This window comes from Neisseria subflava, assembly GCF_005221305.1.
GTDB classification, from domain to species: Bacteria; Pseudomonadota; Gammaproteobacteria; order Burkholderiales; family Neisseriaceae; genus Neisseria; species Neisseria subflava.
The window spans coordinates 309,496-328,404 of the sequence record NZ_CP039887.1; the positions used below are offsets into that span (position 1 = coordinate 309,496).

General features: G+C 49.6%; 15 protein-coding genes. 7 read left to right on the forward strand and 8 right to left on the reverse strand.

Features of this window, described 5'->3' with window-relative positions:
• The first annotated feature begins 28 nt into the window (after positions 1–28).
• Positions 29–877, forward strand: coding sequence for a DNA-binding transcriptional regulator HexR (gene hexR, locus FAH66_RS01560; RefSeq protein WP_049352085.1), 849 nt, complete (start codon positions 29–31; stop codon positions 875–877).
• Between the two features lie 143 nt (positions 878–1,020).
• A complete protein-coding gene (pgi, locus tag FAH66_RS01565; protein WP_137040385.1) occupies positions 1,021–2,664 on the forward strand; it encodes a glucose-6-phosphate isomerase in 1,644 nt (547 codons plus the stop codon).
• 52 nt (positions 2,665–2,716) lie between these two features.
• Here the strand turns inward: pgi and FAH66_RS01570 are convergent, their stop codons facing one another.
• The 4 genes from FAH66_RS01570 to FAH66_RS01585 all read right to left on the reverse strand — a co-directional run bounded on the left by FAH66_RS01570 (position 2,717) and on the right by FAH66_RS01585 (position 6,523).
• A complete protein-coding gene (locus FAH66_RS01570) occupies positions 2,717–3,814 on the reverse strand; it encodes an NnrS family protein (protein WP_137040387.1) in 1,098 nt (365 codons plus the stop codon).
• Positions 3,815–4,109: 295 nt separating this feature from the next.
• Positions 4,110–4,724: a CadD family cadmium resistance transporter gene (locus tag FAH66_RS01575; protein WP_167480301.1), complete on the reverse strand. Its 615-nt coding sequence runs from the start codon at positions 4,722–4,724 to the stop codon at positions 4,110–4,112.
• Between the two features lie 309 nt (positions 4,725–5,033).
• Positions 5,034–5,726 (reverse strand): ATP-binding cassette domain-containing protein, encoded by a 693-nt coding sequence (locus FAH66_RS01580; RefSeq protein WP_208648078.1) that lies wholly within the window; start codon positions 5,724–5,726, stop codon positions 5,034–5,036.
• On the reverse strand, positions 5,726–6,523 hold the full coding sequence (locus FAH66_RS01585) for an ABC transporter permease (RefSeq protein ID WP_049331626.1): 798 nt from the start codon (positions 6,521–6,523) through the stop codon (positions 5,726–5,728). Before FAH66_RS01585 ends, FAH66_RS01580 begins: the two co-directional genes overlap by 1 nt.
• A gap of 291 nt (positions 6,524–6,814) precedes the next feature.
• On the opposite strand from FAH66_RS01585, the gene FAH66_RS10775 reads away from it, so the two are divergent.
• Entirely contained in the window at positions 6,815–6,973 is a 159-nt protein-coding gene (locus tag FAH66_RS10775; RefSeq protein ID WP_167480302.1) for a hypothetical protein, read from the forward strand.
• Positions 6,974–7,030: 57 nt separating this feature from the next.
• The gene (locus tag FAH66_RS01590) at positions 7,031–7,993 is read left to right on the forward strand and encodes an ATP-grasp domain-containing protein (protein ID WP_137040393.1); all 963 of its coding nucleotides are present in this window, start codon (positions 7,031–7,033) and stop codon (positions 7,991–7,993) included.
• 185 nt (positions 7,994–8,178) lie between these two features.
• On the opposite strand, the gene FAH66_RS01595 is transcribed toward FAH66_RS01590, so the two are convergent.
• Together FAH66_RS01595 and FAH66_RS01600 are read right to left on the reverse strand one after the other, a co-directional pair.
• The gene (locus FAH66_RS01595) at positions 8,179–9,156 is read right to left on the reverse strand and encodes an ABC transporter substrate-binding protein (RefSeq protein ID WP_137040395.1); all 978 of its coding nucleotides are present in this window, start codon (positions 9,154–9,156) and stop codon (positions 8,179–8,181) included.
• A gap of 57 nt (positions 9,157–9,213) precedes the next feature.
• The gene (locus FAH66_RS01600; protein WP_137040397.1) at positions 9,214–11,133 is read right to left on the reverse strand and encodes a TonB-dependent receptor; all 1,920 of its coding nucleotides are present in this window, start codon (positions 11,131–11,133) and stop codon (positions 9,214–9,216) included.
• 320 nt (positions 11,134–11,453) lie between these two features.
• On the opposite strand from FAH66_RS01600, the gene fumC reads away from it, so the two are divergent.
• The gene (gene fumC, locus FAH66_RS01605) at positions 11,454–12,842 is read left to right on the forward strand and encodes a class II fumarate hydratase (protein ID WP_137040399.1); all 1,389 of its coding nucleotides are present in this window, start codon (positions 11,454–11,456) and stop codon (positions 12,840–12,842) included.
• A 50-nt stretch (positions 12,843–12,892) separates the two neighbouring features.
• On the opposite strand, the gene FAH66_RS01610 is transcribed toward fumC, so the two are convergent.
• Complete coding sequence (locus tag FAH66_RS01610) at positions 12,893–13,417, reverse strand: hypothetical protein (protein ID WP_137040401.1); 525 nt, start codon at positions 13,415–13,417, stop codon at positions 12,893–12,895.
• A 168-nt stretch (positions 13,418–13,585) separates the two neighbouring features.
• The gene (argH, locus tag FAH66_RS01615; protein ID WP_137040403.1) at positions 13,586–14,965 is read right to left on the reverse strand and encodes an argininosuccinate lyase; all 1,380 of its coding nucleotides are present in this window, start codon (positions 14,963–14,965) and stop codon (positions 13,586–13,588) included.
• A gap of 93 nt (positions 14,966–15,058) precedes the next feature.
• Here argH and FAH66_RS01620 point away from each other — a divergent pair, with 93 nt between their 5' ends.
• Together FAH66_RS01620 and acnB are read left to right on the forward strand one after the other, a co-directional pair.
• Positions 15,059–16,096 carry a sensor histidine kinase gene (locus FAH66_RS01620; protein ID WP_137040405.1) on the forward strand — a complete coding sequence of 346 codons (1,038 nt, stop codon included), beginning with the start codon at positions 15,059–15,061 and terminating at the stop codon, positions 16,094–16,096.
• A 200-nt stretch (positions 16,097–16,296) separates the two neighbouring features.
• Positions 16,297–18,882: a bifunctional aconitate hydratase 2/2-methylisocitrate dehydratase gene (gene acnB, locus FAH66_RS01625; protein WP_137040407.1), complete on the forward strand. Its 2,586-nt coding sequence runs from the start codon at positions 16,297–16,299 to the stop codon at positions 18,880–18,882.
• Positions 18,883–18,909: the final 27 nt, after the last annotated feature.

Here is an 18,909-nt window from a genome sequence, read left to right on the forward strand (position 1 = left end):
AACGTCAAAGAATCAAAGGGTAGAGTATATGTTAAGCAAAATCAGCGAATCATTGTCCAATCTCTCCGGCGCAGAACGCAAAGTTGCCGAATCTGCGTTGGCCGAGCCGAAATGGTTCGTTCATGCCGCAGTGGCCGAAATCGCCGAGCGTGCCTCCGTCAGTCAGCCGACTGTAATCCGTTTCTGCCGTAGCTTGGGTTACAAAGGCTTACCTGAGTTCAAACTCGCTTTGTCTGCCAGCATCGGTCATGAAGGTATGCCATACGTTCATGAAGAATTGAACGCCGATGACAACATGAGCAGCGTGGTCGAAAAAGTATTGGGCAATGCCGCAGCCTCCCTTTTGGGTGAGCGCCGTTTCTTGAAAGAGTCTGAGCTGGAAAACGCGATTGCCATTCTGATGCACGCGCGACGCGTTGAGTTTTATGGTGTCGGCAACTCCGGCATTGTTGCCCAAGATGCGCAGCACAAATTCTTCCGTTTCGGTATGTCAACCGTCGCCTATGTCGATACGCATACCCAGTTGATGGCGGCTTCCGTATTGACCGAGCAGGATGTGTTGGTAGCGATTTCCAATACCGGCTCATCTATCGAATTGTTGGATGCGGCCAGTATTGCCAAAGAAAACGGTGCAGCCGTTATCGCGCTGACCCGCAATGATTCGCCGTTGGCCCAAATGGCCGACTGCGTATTGAGCATTGCCACTCAGGAAAATGCCGAGCTTTATACGCCTATGGTGTCCCGTCTTCTGCAGCTGGCCGTTATCGACATTCTTGCCATCGGCTTGGCTTTACGCTTGGGCGACACTGCCAGCACGCAACTGCAAAAAAGTAAAAAAAGCATACATAACAAACACATCGAATACGATAAAGATTGATTCTTCACTGATATATTCAGACGGCCTTAACCCACATCAAGGCTGTCTGAAACCTCAAAAAACGGAAACCACCCCGTTCCCGTTTCAGACGACCTCACGGCCGTTTTCTCAACAAAACTGTCCACTATCCAGGAGAGCATCCGATGAAACAGCTTTACGATTTACCAGCTTGGTCAAAATTATGGATACATTTTGACGAAACCAAAGAACAACATATGCGTGAAATGTTCGAGCAAGATCCCGAACGTGCCGAGCGCTACTGGCTGCAAGTTGGCGGCCTGACTTTGGATTATTCTAAAAACCGTATCAACGACGAAACCATGTCGCTTTTGTTCGAGTTGGCGCGTGAAGCAGGCGTGCCGGAGCGGATGCAGCAAATGTTCCACGGCGAAAAAATCAATACGACAGAAAACCGCGCCGTACTCCACGTTGCCCTGCGCAACCGCACCAATGCCCCCATTGTCGTGGATGGCGAGGATGTCATGCCTAAGGTCAACCATGTCCTACAACGCATGGGCGAGTTCGCGCACGAAGTCCGCAGCGGCAGCTGGTTGGGCTATACCAATCAAGTTATTACCGACGTTGTTAATATCGGTATCGGCGGTTCCGACCTCGGCCCGCTGATGATGTGTACCGCGCTCAAGCCTTTCGGTCATCCGCGCCTGAATATGCACTTCGTCTCCAACGTGGACGGCTCCCAACTGCGCGACGTATTGTCTAAAGTCCACCCTGAAACCACCCTCTTCATCATTGCTTCCAAAACCTTTACCACCCAAGAAACCCTGACCAACGCCCTGACCGCGCGTAAATGGTTCTTGGATCATGCAGGCGATGAAAGCGCCGTCGCCAAACACTTCGTTGCCGTATCAACCAACCAAAAAGCCGTTGCCGAATTCGGTATCGATACCGCCAATATGTTTGAATTCTGGGACTGGGTCGGCGGACGTTACAGCCTGTGGTCAGCCATCGGCCTGCCGATTATGCTGTACCTCGGCGAAGAAAACTTCATCGAAATGCTCAACGGCGCGCACTTGATGGACCAACACTTCATCAACACGCCGCTGGAGCGCAACCTGCCAGTTATCCTTGCCCTTATCGGCGTTTGGTACATCAACTACTACGGCGGCGGCAGCCACGTTATCGCACCTTACGACCAACATCTCCACCGTCTGCCCAAATTCATCCAGCAGCTCGATATGGAGAGCAACGGCAAACAAGTTACCCTTGACGGCAAAGCTGTCGGTTACGAAACTTCGCCGATTATTTGGGGCGAAACCGGTATCAACGGCCAGCATGCGTTCTTCCAACTGCTGCATCAAGGTACGCACATCACGCCGATTGACCTGATTGCCTCCCTTGAAAAACGCAGCAACCTGCGCGGCCACCACGAAATCCTGCTGGCGAACGTTTTTGCCCAAGCCGAAGCATTTATGCGCGGCAAAACGCCTGACGAAGTACGTGCCGAGCTTCAAGCACAAGGCATGGACGAAGCGCGTATCGAAGAGCTGGTTCCGCATAAAACCTTCTCCGGTAACCGTCCGACCAACCTCATCCTCATGGACAAAATCAACCCGCGCAATATGGGCAGCCTGATTGCCATGTACGAACACAAAACCTTCGTTCAAGGCATTATTTGGGGCATCAACAGCTTTGACCAATGGGGCGTAGAGCTCGGCAAACAACTGGCTAAAACCATTCTTGCCGAATTGACCGGCGAGACCGAAGTGCAAAAACACGACAGCTCGACTACACGTCTGATTAATCTTTATTTGAATGCCAACAAATAAAGCATTTATTTAAAACAAAAGGCCGTCTGAAATTTTCAGACGGCCTTTTGTTTTATTCCGGATCATCCGTAAACGCATTTTCCCGAAATATCGGTACAAATGTGAAAAGATACAGTACGAATACGGTGATGGTCAGAAGTGCAGGAACAGTGATGAAAAATATCGGGTTCACGTTCATCAAGAAAGCGCGCGAGACGGCAGCCATAAAGAGTAGGGGGACGGCAACACGACAAAGTCTTGGGTAGTCGAGTTTGGTAAAGCCGCTATGCCACAGTCCGGCAGTCAGCCACACCATCATCACGCCGCCCATCATACCGCCGAGGGTAATCAGGTGTAATGGGGCGGAGGCGGGCAGATTTTGCAGTTTCGCCGCGCCTGTCCACAGATAGCCTGCGGCGGCAAAGAGCTGGAGCAGGTAATAAGTGCAGACGTAGTGTTTGCGCAGGAGTTCGTGATGGTGCAGTTCGCGCAGCTTGGCAAGCAGGATGAAGCCGACGGCGAGTGCGGTAAAACCGGCGGTTTGCGCGGGCAGCCAAAGTTCGGTGGCGGCGTGCAGCAGCAGGAAGGTGATGGCGATATTTTTATAGACGACGTTGGGGATGAATACGGGGTCTTTCAGACGGCATTCTTTAAGGGCTTCCGCGCCTAAAAGGACGCTGACGCGGACGGATACGAACATGACCGCCGCCATGTTCAGATGCACTTGCGCGCGCAGCAGGTTTAAATCGCCGCTGACGGCATAGGTCGTCTGAAAAACGGTGAACGCGGCGAGCAGCATCAACAGGGCGAAGTTGTCGGTATTGCGGTCGAGCCAAATCAGCCAGGCGCAGAACAGCAGCAACACCAGCCAATAGGCAGCAACGAAAAACGAGGCAGTTTGCGGCGAAAAGGGCAGTATGGCGGATGAGGCGAGCAATAATGCCGCCATCAAAGTAGCGACAGGTTTCAGACGGCCTTGATAGCCCGTCCATTCAAGCATGGCGGCAGTCAGGAAGCCACCGTATGCCGCAGGCAGCATGAGTTCTAAGAAGATTTGGCGGTGCGAAATGACGGCACTGGGGCTGATGAAAAATATCAACGCGCCGAGTATGGCAAGCACTGCCGCGCCGACGAAAAACGGCCGCATGGGGTGGGTGAAAAATTTATTCATGGCTTGACTTGATTCTGCATGAAGATGCTTTTGGATATGGATTTATTGGGTGGACAGGGTCGTATCTTTTGCCAAAGAGGCAAGCCTGCGGCTTGCTTGCCCTCTCCCTAGCCCTCTCCCACGGGGAGAGGGGATTAGGCTGTCGAGCCCGAGCATTTTCAGGTTTACCTGCCATCTGATTTTCAATCCTGCGCTCTCTGATTTTCAGCAACCTGTTCCCCTCGCCTCGTGGGAGAGGGTTAGGGAGAGGGCAACGAACTGCAAGGTTCGTCAGATATTCAAATGCCCGTATCATTCATATTATTGATATTATTGTTCGAATTGTATTATTTTCAATAATAATAAATAACCCTAAACCAATATAAATAACAGCCATTATCCAACGACTAAACTTCTCTACAATTTCACCAACACCTGAAATATTAGCCAATCTTTGTGCTGTATATACTAAAACAAAAATCAATATTAAAAATACAAGAAGAGTAACTAATAAGTCGACAAGATCTAAAGTCACAAAGTAAGGAACAAAAAGTCCAATATTATCTGCACCACAACTAGCAACTGTAACCAAGGCAACAATACCGACTAATTTTGACAACCCTTTTTCATCCAATTCTTTTTTAGCTCTTTTTTCGCCCTCACAATCGTCGTAAATAGCAACTTTAATACCTAAGTAAATCGGTATTAAACCTAATAAACCCAACACCCATTTTTCCGGAACATAATGCAAAACAAAAGCTAGAAATAAACTAACTAATATTAAAATTACAGAACCTAAATATTGTCCGATATAAATATCTCGATATTCTTTTCTAGTATTTGCTCTAGCAAAAAATACTAATAGTATTACCAACAAATCTACTGCTGTAGCAATATATAAAACAGCAGCAGTAATCACAGTCGAAAACATAAAGCACCTCATAATGAATCCCCTGCCTCCTTGGCACCACGGCTTTTTCAAAAACCGAATCGCGTTCGGATAACAGATTCGTATCTTTCGCTAAAGAGGCAAGCCTGCGGCTTGCTTACCCTCTCCCTAGCCCTCTCCCACGGGGACAGGGAATCGGGCTGCCAAACCCTAACATTTTCAGGTTTACCTGACTCTGATTCCCAATCCTGCACTCTCTGATTTTCAGCAACCTAATCCCCTCTCCCCGTGGGAGAGGGTTAGGGAGAGGGCAACGAACCGCAAGGTTCGTCAGATACTCAAATCCCCTCATCACTCATAATAATGAATCCCCTGAAACTCCCTTGCCACGACTGCCTCTTCAAAAGCCGAATCGCGTTCGGACAATGGCGTGGGCAGGGTTATCACGTTTTGCACGTTCATGCCCTTAGTGGAAAGCAGCATGATTTCATGGCTCAGGCGCGCGGCTTCGAAGCGGTCGTGTGTTACCAGCATACACGCCATGCCCTGCTGCTCGATTTTTTCCACCAGCATGGCGGCCAAAATATCGCGCAAATCGCGGTCCAAACCGACAAACGGCTCGTCCAGCAAGGCAAGGTCGCAGCCGCACAGCAGCAGGCGCAAAAACGCCACCCGTTTCGCCATGCCGCCGGACAACTCGGTCGGATATTTGTTCAAATCACCCGCAGTCAGCCCGACTTTCGCCGCCAGCGCGATGATTTCACCTTCATCGGGTTTGTCCATAAAAATAGCGATATTCTGCATCGCGGTCAAGTTTTCCGGCAGACGGTTTTCCTGAAACAGAAAACCCGTTTTGCGGAAAGTATTGCGTATCGTGCCTGATTTCGGCGTTTCCAAGCCCGCAATCAGCCGCAAAACCGTCGTCTTGCCGCAGCCGCTCGGCCCGAACAAGGCTTTCACTTCGCCGTGTTGCAGGTTCAAACTGAAATCGCGCACGATGGGGTCGCGGAGAATTTCAAAACGCACGTTTTCAAGACAGAGCATCACCTTCTCCACGGCATAAACAAAATTTCCAAAGGCTTAGTAATCAGGTATTCAAACAGCGACACAAACACGATAACCAACACCACATAAGCCATCACCGTCGAAGTCTCCAACATCGCCCTCGCGTCCGCAATCCGCGCACCCACGCCTTCGCTCGCACCCAAGAGTTCCGCCATAATCACCACCTTCACCCCCATCGCCACCGCCACGCCGATGCTGGAAATCACATAGCCCGTCAGATGCGGGATATACAGATAACGGATTTTTTTCAGACGGCCTAATTTATAAGCGTCAAACAACTCCTCATGCTGCTTGTTCACGCTCGCCATCCCGACCGCCGCACTCGCAAACGTCAGCGGCGCAACCAACACAATGATGGTAAACAACACGCTCGGATTGCCGAAACCGAACCAAAACAACGCCATTACCACCCAAATAATCGGCGGCATCGCCAACAAAACCGTAATCACAGGCTTAAGCAACGCCATCGCCGTCTTAAAACTGCCCGCCACCAGCCCCGCTGCCAGTCCTGCCGCCAGCGCAACCGAAATGCCCACCACCGACCGCCACAGCGAAATCCCAATTTCGTTTTCCTGAAAATGTTTCAATAAATCCAAAGACTTTTGAAACACTTCTACCGGCGCAGGCAGCATAAACTCACCGAACACAGCGCTGCCCCACGCCCACAACGCCACCACCACCATCGCCACGCTCAGACCGGCAAAGCCGCTCCAAAGGTAATCGATGATGTAAAACAGTGCAGGCTGCGGTTTGCGGATTTTGTCGGTTTTAATCATGGTTTGTGTGTTGGTTGATGGGATGGTTTGATTATAGGTTGGAGCAAAGCTTAACCTTCAGATATTCAATGATCCTGTTGTGCTTAGTTACCTAACCTATATGATTGCTATTTTAAAATGTTTCAGTAAAAAATGCTTGCTTAAATTTGTTTGGAATAGGTACAATGAATCGTTTTAATGCCTAATTATTTTTTTATATGCGGAGTTATTTGTTAGTAATCAACTTTAGGCAAATTAAACAATGAGTTATATTCAATCTTACAGTTTATTAATTTTAAATAGGTATTATTTATGGAAAAAAGTTTTTCTTTAAATTTTCTGCAAGCTAATCCGAGCATTGATATGGACCAAGAATGGAAGTGGCAGCCTGAAAATGGTTTAAATGGCACTGAAATTAAAACAGCTACGTTCAGCGGTAAGAATCAAGCTGACGATTGGACTGGTGAGTAAGTAATAAATAGGCTATTTAATTTTTTAAATAGCCTATTTTTATAAAAGGATAAAATAATGAAATTACTCATTGGTAGCGCAGATGACCCGCATTTAACTTCTATTTATCAACATTTAGAACAGGCTGGACAGTCAGTTAGTATTTTAGATACTAGTCGTGAAGCCTTGCTAAATACGCAATTTTCTTATCTTTCCGCACCTCATCAACTGATGATTACACAGCAAAATCAAGTCATTCAAGCAAACGATATTTCTGCTGTATTTTGTCTATTGCCATTGTATGCGCGTAAAGGTTTTGTTAGTTCTAATGAAAAAGATTTTTGGCATTTTACTTGGCGTGAGGCTTTATATGGCTTTTATGCGTATTTAGCGGAAAAATCATTTTTTATCAATCGGAAAATTTTTACTGCGTTAGCAGCGCAAAATAAAATTCACTTTTTTCAGGCTGCAAAAAATGCAGGGATATGTGCACCTGCTACGTTAATTGGTAATAATAAACAGGATATCCAAACATTTTTCAATAAATATCCGCAAGTAGTTATTAAAACGATGCACCAAATCTATTTGGAATATCAAAATGAGCAAACGATGATGCTTGTGAAAAAAGTTAATCAAGCAGATTTTGCTCAATTTGAAACGCAAAATGAATGTCCTGTGTTTTTGCAGCAAGCAATTGATAAAGTTTTTGATGTCAGAGCGATTGTGGTTGGAAAACAAATATTCGGTTGCAAAATTGATGCCAGTCAATCTCCTGTTGGTAATTTGGATTGGCGTGCGTATGATTTGCCAAATACAATTCATAAAATCTTTGATATTCCGGTTGATATTCAGAATAAGTTATTGAAAGTGCTAGAATACTTTGAATTGGACTATGCTTGCTTAGATTTGTGTGTGGATAAAAATGGGGAGTTTTGGTTATTGGATGTGAATCCATTTGGACGGTATAAATGGATTGAATTAGCAGTTGGATTGGAAATTAGCCAAGCGATTGCAGAATTATTGTTGAAAATGAGGCGTTAAATATTTTTTTAGCAAGCGTAGGTTGGGTTTAACAACTCACGTTTATCCACCCACCGTCATTCCCGCACAGGCGGGAATAACGGCTTTTTGTGTGCTGTTCTGACTATTATCTGATAGGTCGTCTGAAAAGGGTATATTGGATTCCCCAATACAACCTACCCTTTTTCAGACGACCTCTTTCCCTTTTAAGCCAAGAAGAACCCGTTATCCGGCAGCTTGCCGCCCAAGAGTTTTGGGTTGAACTGCATCAGGATTTCGTAAAACTTCAAAATCTCGTTCTTTACTTCACTGCCTTTGGTTACCGTCAGCCGCGCGCCGTCCAAGCCCATGACTAGGGCGGGTTCGGGGGCGGGTAGGTAGTTTTTGCCGATTTTCGCCGCGCTTTGGCGGTTGGCGAGTATCCAGTTGAGCGCGTTTTTCAAATCCTGATGGAAGAGGTCGAACTGCGCCTTGTGTGCGTGGAAATATTCTTCGTTGGCGATGATGCCTGCCATCGGAATCAGCGGTTTGGTGTCAAACGCCTGCCCCCATGCCTTCACCAAATCAAAGCCGCGCACGACGTTCACGCCCATGGTTTTGCCTTTGAGCATGCTGGCGGTTGCCATCGGTTCGGGCAGGATGGCGGCGTGGTAGTCCTTGCTCAAAAACAGCCCCACCGCTTCGGGCGGCGTGGCGGTGTAAGTGATGCCGACTTTGTGTGCGTCGATTTTCAGTTTTTTCAACAAGGCTTGCAGCACGATGTCGGGCATGTCGTTTTTAAACGGCACGAGGATTTTTTTGCCGACCAAATCCTGCGGCGAGGTAATCGCGCTGCCTTTGCACATCAGCTGCGTGATGCCGTTGGTCAAAATATTCACCATGCCGACTTTCTGCCCTTGGTTGCGCAGGTTTACGCCGACATTGCTCGGACTCATCATCACTTTAAATTGCCCGCTCGCCACACCCGCGCGAAGCTGGTCGGGCGAACGCCAGATTTTCAGCGACACATCCGCCTGCTTCGCCAGCTTGCCTTGCAACGCCGCTACGGCAATGGTGATGCTGGGCATTGCCGGTGCGCCGTACACGGTAAATTGTTCTTTCCCCGCCGCCAATAGCGAAGGCGAAACGCCTGCCGCTGCCAGCGCGGCGGTCATTTTTAAGAAATCACGTCTTTTCATATCCATTTTTTATCTCCTAATTCTTAATAAGCCAGTGTAGGCATTTTTCAGACGGCCTGATACTCAAAACGCCGCGTGCAAACTCAGCCAATACGTCCTGCCCGGTGCATACACCACGCTGGGGGATAGGGCGAGGACGTGGTCGCCGCTGATGTATTCGGCGTATTTTTTGTTGAACACGTTGTTCACGCCCAAGCGTAAGCCGTATTTGTCTTTGATGTTTACGCCTGCGTAAAGGTCGGCAACGGTAAAGCCTTTGGCGGCTTCGCGTTTGTCTATGCACAGACCGCTTGCCGCGTCAAAATCGCCGCGCGTTTGTTTGGCGACAAAGCGCGTCGCCGCGCCGATGTTGTAGCTGCCGTGGGCAAAGTAGTTTTTGTAGTCGGCTTGGACGGCGGCTTCAAACGGGCGGATTTGATAGAGCGGCCTGCCGTCGGTTTCGTTGTGTCCGTAGTTGTAGGCGGCTTTGATGCCTGCCGCCCAGTGCGGATTGAAGTTGTAACGCGCGTAGGCTTGCGCGGTGAACAGGCGTGCATCGACATTGCGTGTGATGATGCCGCCGCCTTTGGAGGCTGTGCCGCTTTGTCCGTGTGCGCGGTCAAAAATAATCAGGTCTTTGACTTTGTCCGCCACAAGCGTGCCGCCCACGTTCCAGCCCGTGCCTGCCAACGAGTTCATGTAGCCGTTGTAGTAGTCGTTGCGGCTGTCGGCGGTGAGCTTGATGCGGTTGTGTTTTTCGGTTTTCAGCAGGGGATTGCCTGCGATGGCGGCGGCTGAATTTTGGTTCATCAACGCGCCGTTCATGCGGTTTTGTACGATGGCAGCAAGCGAGTTGAAGCGTTCGGTGTTGTCGCCGATGCGTTCTAAGTGAGCAAGGGAAACGCTGTATTTTTGCGTTTCAGACGGCGTGAAATCGTATTTGATTTCGCCCGATAAAGCATGACGGCGCACTTTGCCGTTGAAGTCGTAGCCGTAATGGGTTTTCCAGATTTGCTGCGCCGAGGCGAAGGCGAGATTGCGGTTCATCGGATGGGCGGGTTGCGCCGTATTTTTGCGAACGTCCGCTTCGTTGAGTCCGTAGCTCAAACCCAAGCCCAGTTTGTGTCGGTCGTCAAACTTGTAAGACAAGGTATCGGCAATGCGCCAGCGGTCAATGTGCACATCGGCGAAACGGTAGCCGTTGAGGAAGTCTCGCATGGCGGTGTGGGTGTTGCGTTCGCCGTTTTGGCTGTCGTTGCGGTAGCTGACGGCGGCGGTGTTGTGGAACTTGCCGAAGTCTGCGTCGTGTTTGAGCGAGAAGTCGTACACTTTGCGGTCAAGCTCCACGAACACTTTCTGCTGCGTATTGTTTTGACGCAGGGAGTAATTGTCGGCATGGCGTTTGAGTTTGATGACGCCTGCTTCCGCGCTGACCGTATTGCTCAAATCGGCATTGCCCCAACGCGCGTTGAGTTTGGCGATGTGGCGTTCGGTATCCAATGCATCGTTGACGAACTGCGGCTGGCGGTCATTATTGATGTCGTCGTGCAGATAAGTGAGGCGGTATTCCTGATTTTCAGACGGCACGAAACCGAGCACCAAAGCTTGATTGAAGCGGCTGTATTTCCAATCAGTATCGCGCCCACCGCCGTCTTTGTAGCCGTTTGCCTTGGTGTGATTGAGGTTGGCTACGCCGTATACCTTCGCCCCGCGTGCTTGCGCGGTAACGGAGTTATAAAAGCTTTTGCCGTAAAAACCGCTGTTTGCTTTCAGCGGACGGAAGGCTTGGTCTATGTTTTCGGTAACAAAGTAATGATCGCTTCGGTCGGTGCGGTCGAATTGGTTTTCTGGGAAATAGCCTTGTGCGGCGGTTGGTGCAATCGGCTTGGGAGGGGAGAAGGTTTTGACAGGCTGGATTTCGTCAGGGTCTGCCAAGGTTTCGGCAAAGCCGTTTGCAGCGGCAAAGCTGCTCATTAACAAGCAAATCAAATGGTTTTGTTTCATGGCTTATATCCTGATAATCATTTTTATTTATTATGCTCTTAGAGAGAAGTAAAGTAAAGAAACGATAAAGTGTCTGAAGCCGACAAAACTTTATTGTCGGTAAGGAATGCTTTAGCCTTGAACACAAGCCGATATGGGCTAAAAACTTTTAGAAGAAAGTGTTAGCGAGGTTTGTATTTGAGTTTTATTTTGCGTTTGTGTTTTCCGTTCATAAAGCAGATAGGCCGTCTGAAAAAAACTCTCTCTTTTCAGACGGCCTATTGCTGGTTATAATAATTTTACGAATCATTATTATTTCTATTCTAATGTAGGAGAAACGCATGAGTACCCGTACCGAACACGACACCATGGGCAATGTCGAAGTCCCATCCGAAGCCTATTGGGGCGCGCAGACCCAGCGCAGCCGCAACAATTTCAAAATCGGCGGCGAAACCTTGCCGCAGCCGTTGATTTATGCTTTGGCGCTGGTGAAAAAAGCCGCCGCCGCGACCAATGTTTCCCTCGGCAGGATTAAGCCTGAGCAGGCGGATTTGATTACGCAGGCGGCGGACGACGTGTTGAACGGCAAGCTCGACGGGCAGTTCCCCTTGGTGGTTTGGCAGACCGGCTCCGGCACGCAATCTAATATGAACATGAACGAAGTGCTGGCGAACCGCGCCAACGAAATCGCCGGTACGGGTTTGGCGGCGTACCAGCCCGTCCATCCCAACGACCATGTGAACCACGCGCAATCGACCAACGACGCGTTCCCAACCGCCATCCACGTCGCCGCCGCGATTGAAATCAACCGCCACCTCATCCCCGCCGTCCAAGCCCTGCGCGACACATTGGACAAAAAAGCCAAAGAATTTGCCCCCATCGTCAAAATCGGTCGCACCCATTTGCAGGACGCGACGCCGCTGACTTTGGGACAAGAGTTTTCCGGCTACGTTTCCCAACTCGACCACGGCTTAGGCCGTCTGAACGATGCGCTTAAAGATTTGTATGAACTCGCTTTGGGCGGCACGGCGGTCGGCACGGGTTTGAACAGTCATCCCGAATACGCCGAAAAAGCCGCCGCCAAACTCGCCGAATTGTCCGGCCTGCCGTTTGTTAGCGCGCCGAACAAGTTTGAAGCTTTGGGCGGGCGAGATGCCGCCGTTGCTGCTTCGGGTGCATTAAAAACGCTGGCGGCAAGCCTGAACAAAATCGCCAACGACATCCGCTGGTTGGCAAGCGGCCCGCGCTGCGGTTTGGGCGAAATCAAAATCCCCGAAAACGAGCCGGGTTCGTCCATCATGCCGGGCAAAGTCAACCCGACCCAATGCGAAGCGATGACCATGGTGTGCTGCCAAGTGTTCGGCAACGACGTCACCATCGGCATGGCGGGCGCATCGGGCAATTTCGAGCTGAACGTCTATATGCCCGTCATTGCCTACAACCTCTTGCAATCCATCCGCCTCTTGGGCGACGCGTGCAACAGCTTCAACGAACACTGCGCCGCCGGTATCGAACCTGTGCCAGAAAAAATTGACTATTTCTTGCACCATTCCCTGATGCTCGTTACCGCGCTGAACCGCAAAATCGGCTACGAAAACGCCGCCAAAGTCGCCAAAACCGCTTATAAAAACGACAAATCGCTGCGCGAAACCGCCGTTGAGTTGGGCTTGCTGACAGGCGAAGAGTTTGACGAACTGGTCGTCCCCGCCGATATGGTTCATCCGCGTTAAGCTTTAATAATGAAACATGCCGTCTGAAAATATTTTCAGACGGCATGTTTTTATGCTGCGGTTGTCTTTTTTTCGAATAGGGTAAAAATCATTGGCAGCAGATTGATGCCCATTAGAAATATTATTGAGCTCAAAAATGTACGCCAGGCGTAATGCCACGCCTCCGTTCTGTCTGCTTGGGGTAGGAGCGATGCAGAATAGCGGTTGTGTAGGGTTTTTGCGGTGTCATTGTTGTCCAAATAGTCCAAGGAAAGTACCAATAATTTGCCCGTGTCTTTGTGTTGTAAGAATTTGGCATGTTCAACCCAGATACCCGGCTTGGCCTGTTCGCATAAAGATTCAATGCCGACGCAAGAGGCCAAGCTGTTTTGGTTGTTTTGCAAAATCGACAGCTCGCTTTTTTCAGCCTGCATGACTGCGGAGGAGGTTTGATGAAGGTATGCGCTCATGCCGTTGCTCTCTATTGCTTGAAAATCATGGAGCTGGCTGAATCCGCCATTTTCCCAGGCGACGAATACGGCATAGCATCCGCAGCATAGGCAGATCATGACCAATTTTAAGACAATGTTTTTCATCCTTGCTCCTTTTGTTTGAAGATGGCGGCAAAGTCAGGAGGCGTGTTTTCTCATTTGAAGGTAAGTTTAGGTTTTATCTGTTTTTATTGTGAGATTGAGTGTAATATGGGTAATCAAAAGGCCGTCTGAAAATTTTCAGACGGCCTTTTATTGTGTGTTTAGATGGGTTTAAGCCAACAATTCACGCCAGCGTTTGACTTGGAAACGGACTTGTTCAGGCGCGGTGCCGCCCAAGTGGTTGCGCGCGTTTAAGCTGCCTTCGGGTGTCAGCACGCTGTAAACGTCGTCGGCAATCAAATCGCTGAAGCCTTGTAAGACTTCAAGCGGCAATTCGCTTAAATCAACGCCAGCTTCATCGGCATGGCGCACGGCTTGGGCAACGACTTCGTGGCTGTCACGGAAAGGCATGCCTTTTTTCACCAAGTAATCCGCCAAGTCGGTAGCCGTTGCAAAACCCTGCATTACGGCGGCACGCATATTGTCGAGTTTGACGGTAACACCGCGCATCATATCGGCGTAAATGCGCAGCGTATCGATAAGCGTGTCGACAGTGTCAAACAATGGCTCTTTGTCTTCCTGATTGTCTTTGTTGTATGCCAAAGGCTGCGATTTCATCAGGGTAACCAGGCCGATCAGGTGGCCAATCACGCGACCGGATTTGCCGCGCACGAGTTCGGGTACGTCGGGATTTTTCTTTTGCGGCATGATGGACGAGCCGGTGCAGAAACGGTCGGCAATATCAATAAAGCCGAAACGCGGGCTCATCCACAAAATCAATTCTTCGGAAAGACGGCTCAGGTGAACCATAATCAGGGAGGCGGCAGCTGTGAACTCAATGGCAAAATCGCGGTCAGACACGGCATCGAGCGAGTTTTGGCAGATTTGCTCAAAGCCCAACAACTCGGCGGTAATTTCGCGTTGAATCGGGTAGGTAGTACCGGCAAGGGCTGCTGCGCCGAGCGGCATACGGTTGACGCGTTTGCGGCAGTCGGCCATGCGCTCGAAATCGCGGCCGAGCATTTCAACGTAGGCGAGCATGTGATGCCCGAAGCTGACCGGCTGGGCAACTTGCAGATGGGTAAAGCCGGGCATAACGGTTTCCGCATTTTGTTCTGCCAAATCAACCAAGGCCGTCTGAAGGTTTTGAATCAGGCTTTGAATAACGGTAATTTGATCGCGCAGCCACAGGCGGATGTCGGTGGCGACTTGGTCGTTGCGGCTGCGGCCGGTGTGCAGGCGTTTGCCGGCATCGCCGATTTTGTCGGTGAGGCGGCGCTCGATGTTCATGTGGACATCTTCCAAATCCAGCGACCAGGAAATCGTTCCTTCTTTGATTTCTGCTATAATCTCGGCCATGCCCTGACGGATGGCGGAGAGGTCGTCTTCGCTCAAAACGCCCGACTGTGTCAGCATTTGCGCGTGTGCCAGCGAGCCTTGGATGTCCCATTCGGCCAGTCGTTTGTCAAAATCAATCGAGCCGGTATATTTTTTGACCAGCTCGGAAACAGGTTCGTTAAAACGGCCTGACCAGGTTTTGTCCTTGCTCATATCAGCATCCTTAAAATATAAATAAAAAAACAGGGTCTACGTCTTCAATATAGCAGACCCGTCTATACATTATGAAAGAAAACGGTTGAAATCATGTCTATTATACGTCAAATAAACCAGAATTTCGCAGTGCCGGATTTGCGCAATTCCGCAACTTTGGTGCGCCTGCTCATTATTTTGTTAATCAGTTTGTTTATCTTTCCGTTGATGACAGTATCGGGGGTGCCTTATCCGGAACAGATTTTCCAACATTTTTCATGGGCTTGCCCCGTCATCCTTTTAATTTTACTTAAAGTCTATTTCTTACAGGCATTTGCGCCGTCCCTGCTTCGCTCGCAGTACAGCGTTGTGGTTTCCTACGTCTCCAACCTGCTGATTTTCTTGTTTGTCGATTTAGTAATTTTGAAGACAGATCTTTGGTCGTTGATTCAGCACTTCTTCTTGCTGACCTTTTTTTGTTTCAGTTTCATGTACATCGAAGCGGCCCGCCGCAACAGCCTTGCGCCTTCTATTTCCGAAGCCAGATTGAGTGCGTTGACGGCGCGTATCCGTCCGCATTTCTTGTTTAACAGCCTGAATGCCGCCATCAGCTTAATCCGTCTGCGTCCGTATGATGCGGAAACTTTGCTGGAGAATCTAGCCAACCTGTTCCGCGCACAACTGCGCGACGGTAGTCAAAACAGCACCTTGGGGCAGGAAATCGAGTGGGCGCAGGAATATATTGCCATCGAGCAAATCCGCATGGGACATATGCGTGTACAGGTTATGTGGCAGCACCATGCACCCGACGATGCGGAAACGCCGCATCTGCTGCTGCAACCGCTTTTGGAAAATGCTGTATTCCATGGTGTCGAATCCAGCCACCGCCCAGGGATAATTACAGTATTAACAAAATTGGAAAAATCATCTATTTTCATCAGTATCGAAAATCCGTGTGGAAAAGAACCTAATGAAAATACCAAGCCGCATAAAGGCAATTCTATGGCTCTGCGCAATCTGAAAGAGCGTCTGACTTTGATGTATGACACCGACGCGAAAATCAGAAACATCCAATCAGACGGCCTGTTCCGCGTTGAAATCATATTGCCGTACCGTAAAAAATCAGCCGAAGTTTCCCGTCTGTTTGGCTAAAACGCATAGAAGAGGGCGACTTTAGATAGGTTAGACTATTAATACATTAAATAAAATAGTTTAAATTTATTACATTCAGTAACATAACTGTTCCCATTTTTTGAAAACTGGTCTATGATGCTTAAAAGGATTGTTTACAATCTTTAATTGCAAATCATTTGCAATTGCCCAGAAGAAAAAACAGAAAAAGGAACAAAGAGATGTTAGAAGCCTATCGTAAAGCCGCCGCCGAGCGCGCCGCCCTTGGTATTCCCCCCCTTCCTCTGACTGCTCAGCAGACTGCTGATTTGGTTGAGCTGCTGAAAAATCCACCTGCCGGTGAAGGTGAATTCTTGGTTGAGCTGTTGGCTCACCGCGTACCACCCGGTGTGGACGATGCCGCCAAAGTTAAAGCCTCATTTTTGGCTGCCGTTGCCGAAGGCAGCGCATCCAGTCCGCTGATTTCCCCTGAGTATGCTACCGAGCTGTTGGGTACCATGCTTGGCGGTTACAACATTCATGCACTCATCGAACTCTTGGATAACGACAAACTTGCGCCTATCGCTGCAAATGGTCTGAAACACACTCTGTTGATGTTTGACTCTTTCCACGATGTTCAAGAAAAAGCCGAAAAAGGCAACAAATACGCGCAAGAAGTATTGCAATCTTGGGCAGATGCCGAATGGTTCACTTCTCGCGCCAAAGTTCCAGAAAAAATCACTGTTACCGTCTTCAAAGTCGACGGTGAAACCAATACAGACGATCTCTCTCCTGCACCTGACGCATGGAGCCGTCCTGATATACCTCTGCACGCGCTGGCGATGTTGAAAAACCCGCGCGACGGCATCAATCCTGACAAACCGGGCGAAGTCGGTCCGATTAAATTGTTGGAAGAACTCAAAGCCAAAGGCCATCCGGTTGCTTACGTTGGCGATGTGGTCGGTACCGGTTCTTCACGCAAATCTGCTACCAACTCCGTCATTTGGCATACCGGCGAAGACATCCCGTTCGTACCGAACAAACGCTTCGGCGGCGTATGCTTGGGCGGCAAAATTGCGCCGATTTTCTTCAATACTCAAGAAGATTCCGGTGCATTGCCGATTGAAGTCGATGTTTCCGCGCTGAAAATGGGCGATGTCGTCGATATTCTGCCTTATGAAGGCAAAATTGTGAAAAATGGCGAAACCGTTGCCGAGTTCAGCCTGAAATCCCAAGTATTGCTGGATGAAGTGCAAGCCGGCGGCCGTATCAACCTGATTATCGGTCGCGGCCTGACCGCCAAAGCGCGTGAAGCCCTGAAACTGCCTGCTTCCACAGAATTCCGCCTACCTCAAGCGCCTGCCGAAAGCAAAGCCGGTTTCACCTTGGCCCAAAAAATGGTTGGCCGTGCCTGCGGTTTGCCGGAAGGCAAAGGCGTGCGTCCGGGTACTTACTGCGAACCACGCATGACTACTGTCGGCTCGCAAGATACTACCGGCCCGATGACTCGCGATGAATTGAAAGACCTGGCTTGCTTGGGTTTCTCAGCAGATATGGTAATGCAGTCTTTCTGTCACACCGCGGCTTATCCAAAACCTGTCGATGTGAGAACCCATAAAGAATTGCCTGCCTTCATCTCTACCCGTGGCGGCGTATCTCTGCGTCCGGGCGACGGCGTGATTCACTCATGGCTCAACCGTCTGTTGTTGCCTGATACAGTCGGTACCGGCGGCGACAGCCACACCCGTTTCCCTATCGGTATTTCTTTCCCTGCCGGCTCCGGCTTGGTTGCTTTTGCAGCAGCTACCGGCGTAATGCCGCTCGATATGCCTGAGTCTGTATTGGTGCGCTTCAGCGGTAAACTGCAACCGGGCGTAACCCTGCGTGACTTGGTGAACGCCATTCCGCTTTACGCAATTAAACAAGGTTTGCTCACCGTTGCCAAAGCCGGTAAGAAAAACATCTTCTCCGGCCGCATCCTCGAAATCGAAGGTCTGCCTGATTTGAAAGTGGAACAAGCCTTTGAATTGACTGACGCGTCTGCCGAACGTTCTGCTGCAGGCTGTACCGTGAAGCTCAACAAAGAGCCGATTATCGAGTACATGAAATCCAATATTGTGTTGATGAAAAATATGATTGCCGACGGCTATCAAGATTCGCGCACTTTGGAACGCCGTATCAAAGCCATGGAAGCATGGTTGGCAAATCCTGAATTGCTCGAAGCGGATAAAGATGCCGAATACGCAGCCGTGATTGAAATCAACATGGACGACATCAAAGAGCCGATTATCGCCTGTCCGAACGACCCGGACGACGTATGCTTCATGTCCGAACGCTCCGGCACCAAAATCGACGAAGTGTTCATCGGTTCGTGCATGACCAACATCGGCCACTTCCGCGCCGCTTCCAAACTCTTGGAAGGTAAAGCGGACATCCCCGTCCGCCTGTGGGTAGCACCGCCGACCAAAATGGACGCGAAAGAGTTGTCCGACGAAGGCCACTACGGCGTACTCGGCCGCGCCGGCGCGCGCATGGAAATGCCGGGTTGTTCACTGTGTATGGGTAATCAAGCACAAGTACACGAGGGCGCGACTGTAATGTCCACTTCTACCCGTAACTTCCCGAACCGTTTGGGTAAAAACACCTTTGTTTACCTTGGTTCGGCTGAGTTGGCGGCAATCTGCTCCAAACTGGGTAAAATCCCGACTGTTGAAGAATACCAAGCCAATATCGGTATCATCAATGAGCAGGGCGACCAAATCTACCGCTACATGAATTTCAACGAAATCGACAGCTACAACGAAGTAGCCGAGAAAGTGAATGTTTAATATAGCAAGGTAAACCGATTTTCAGAC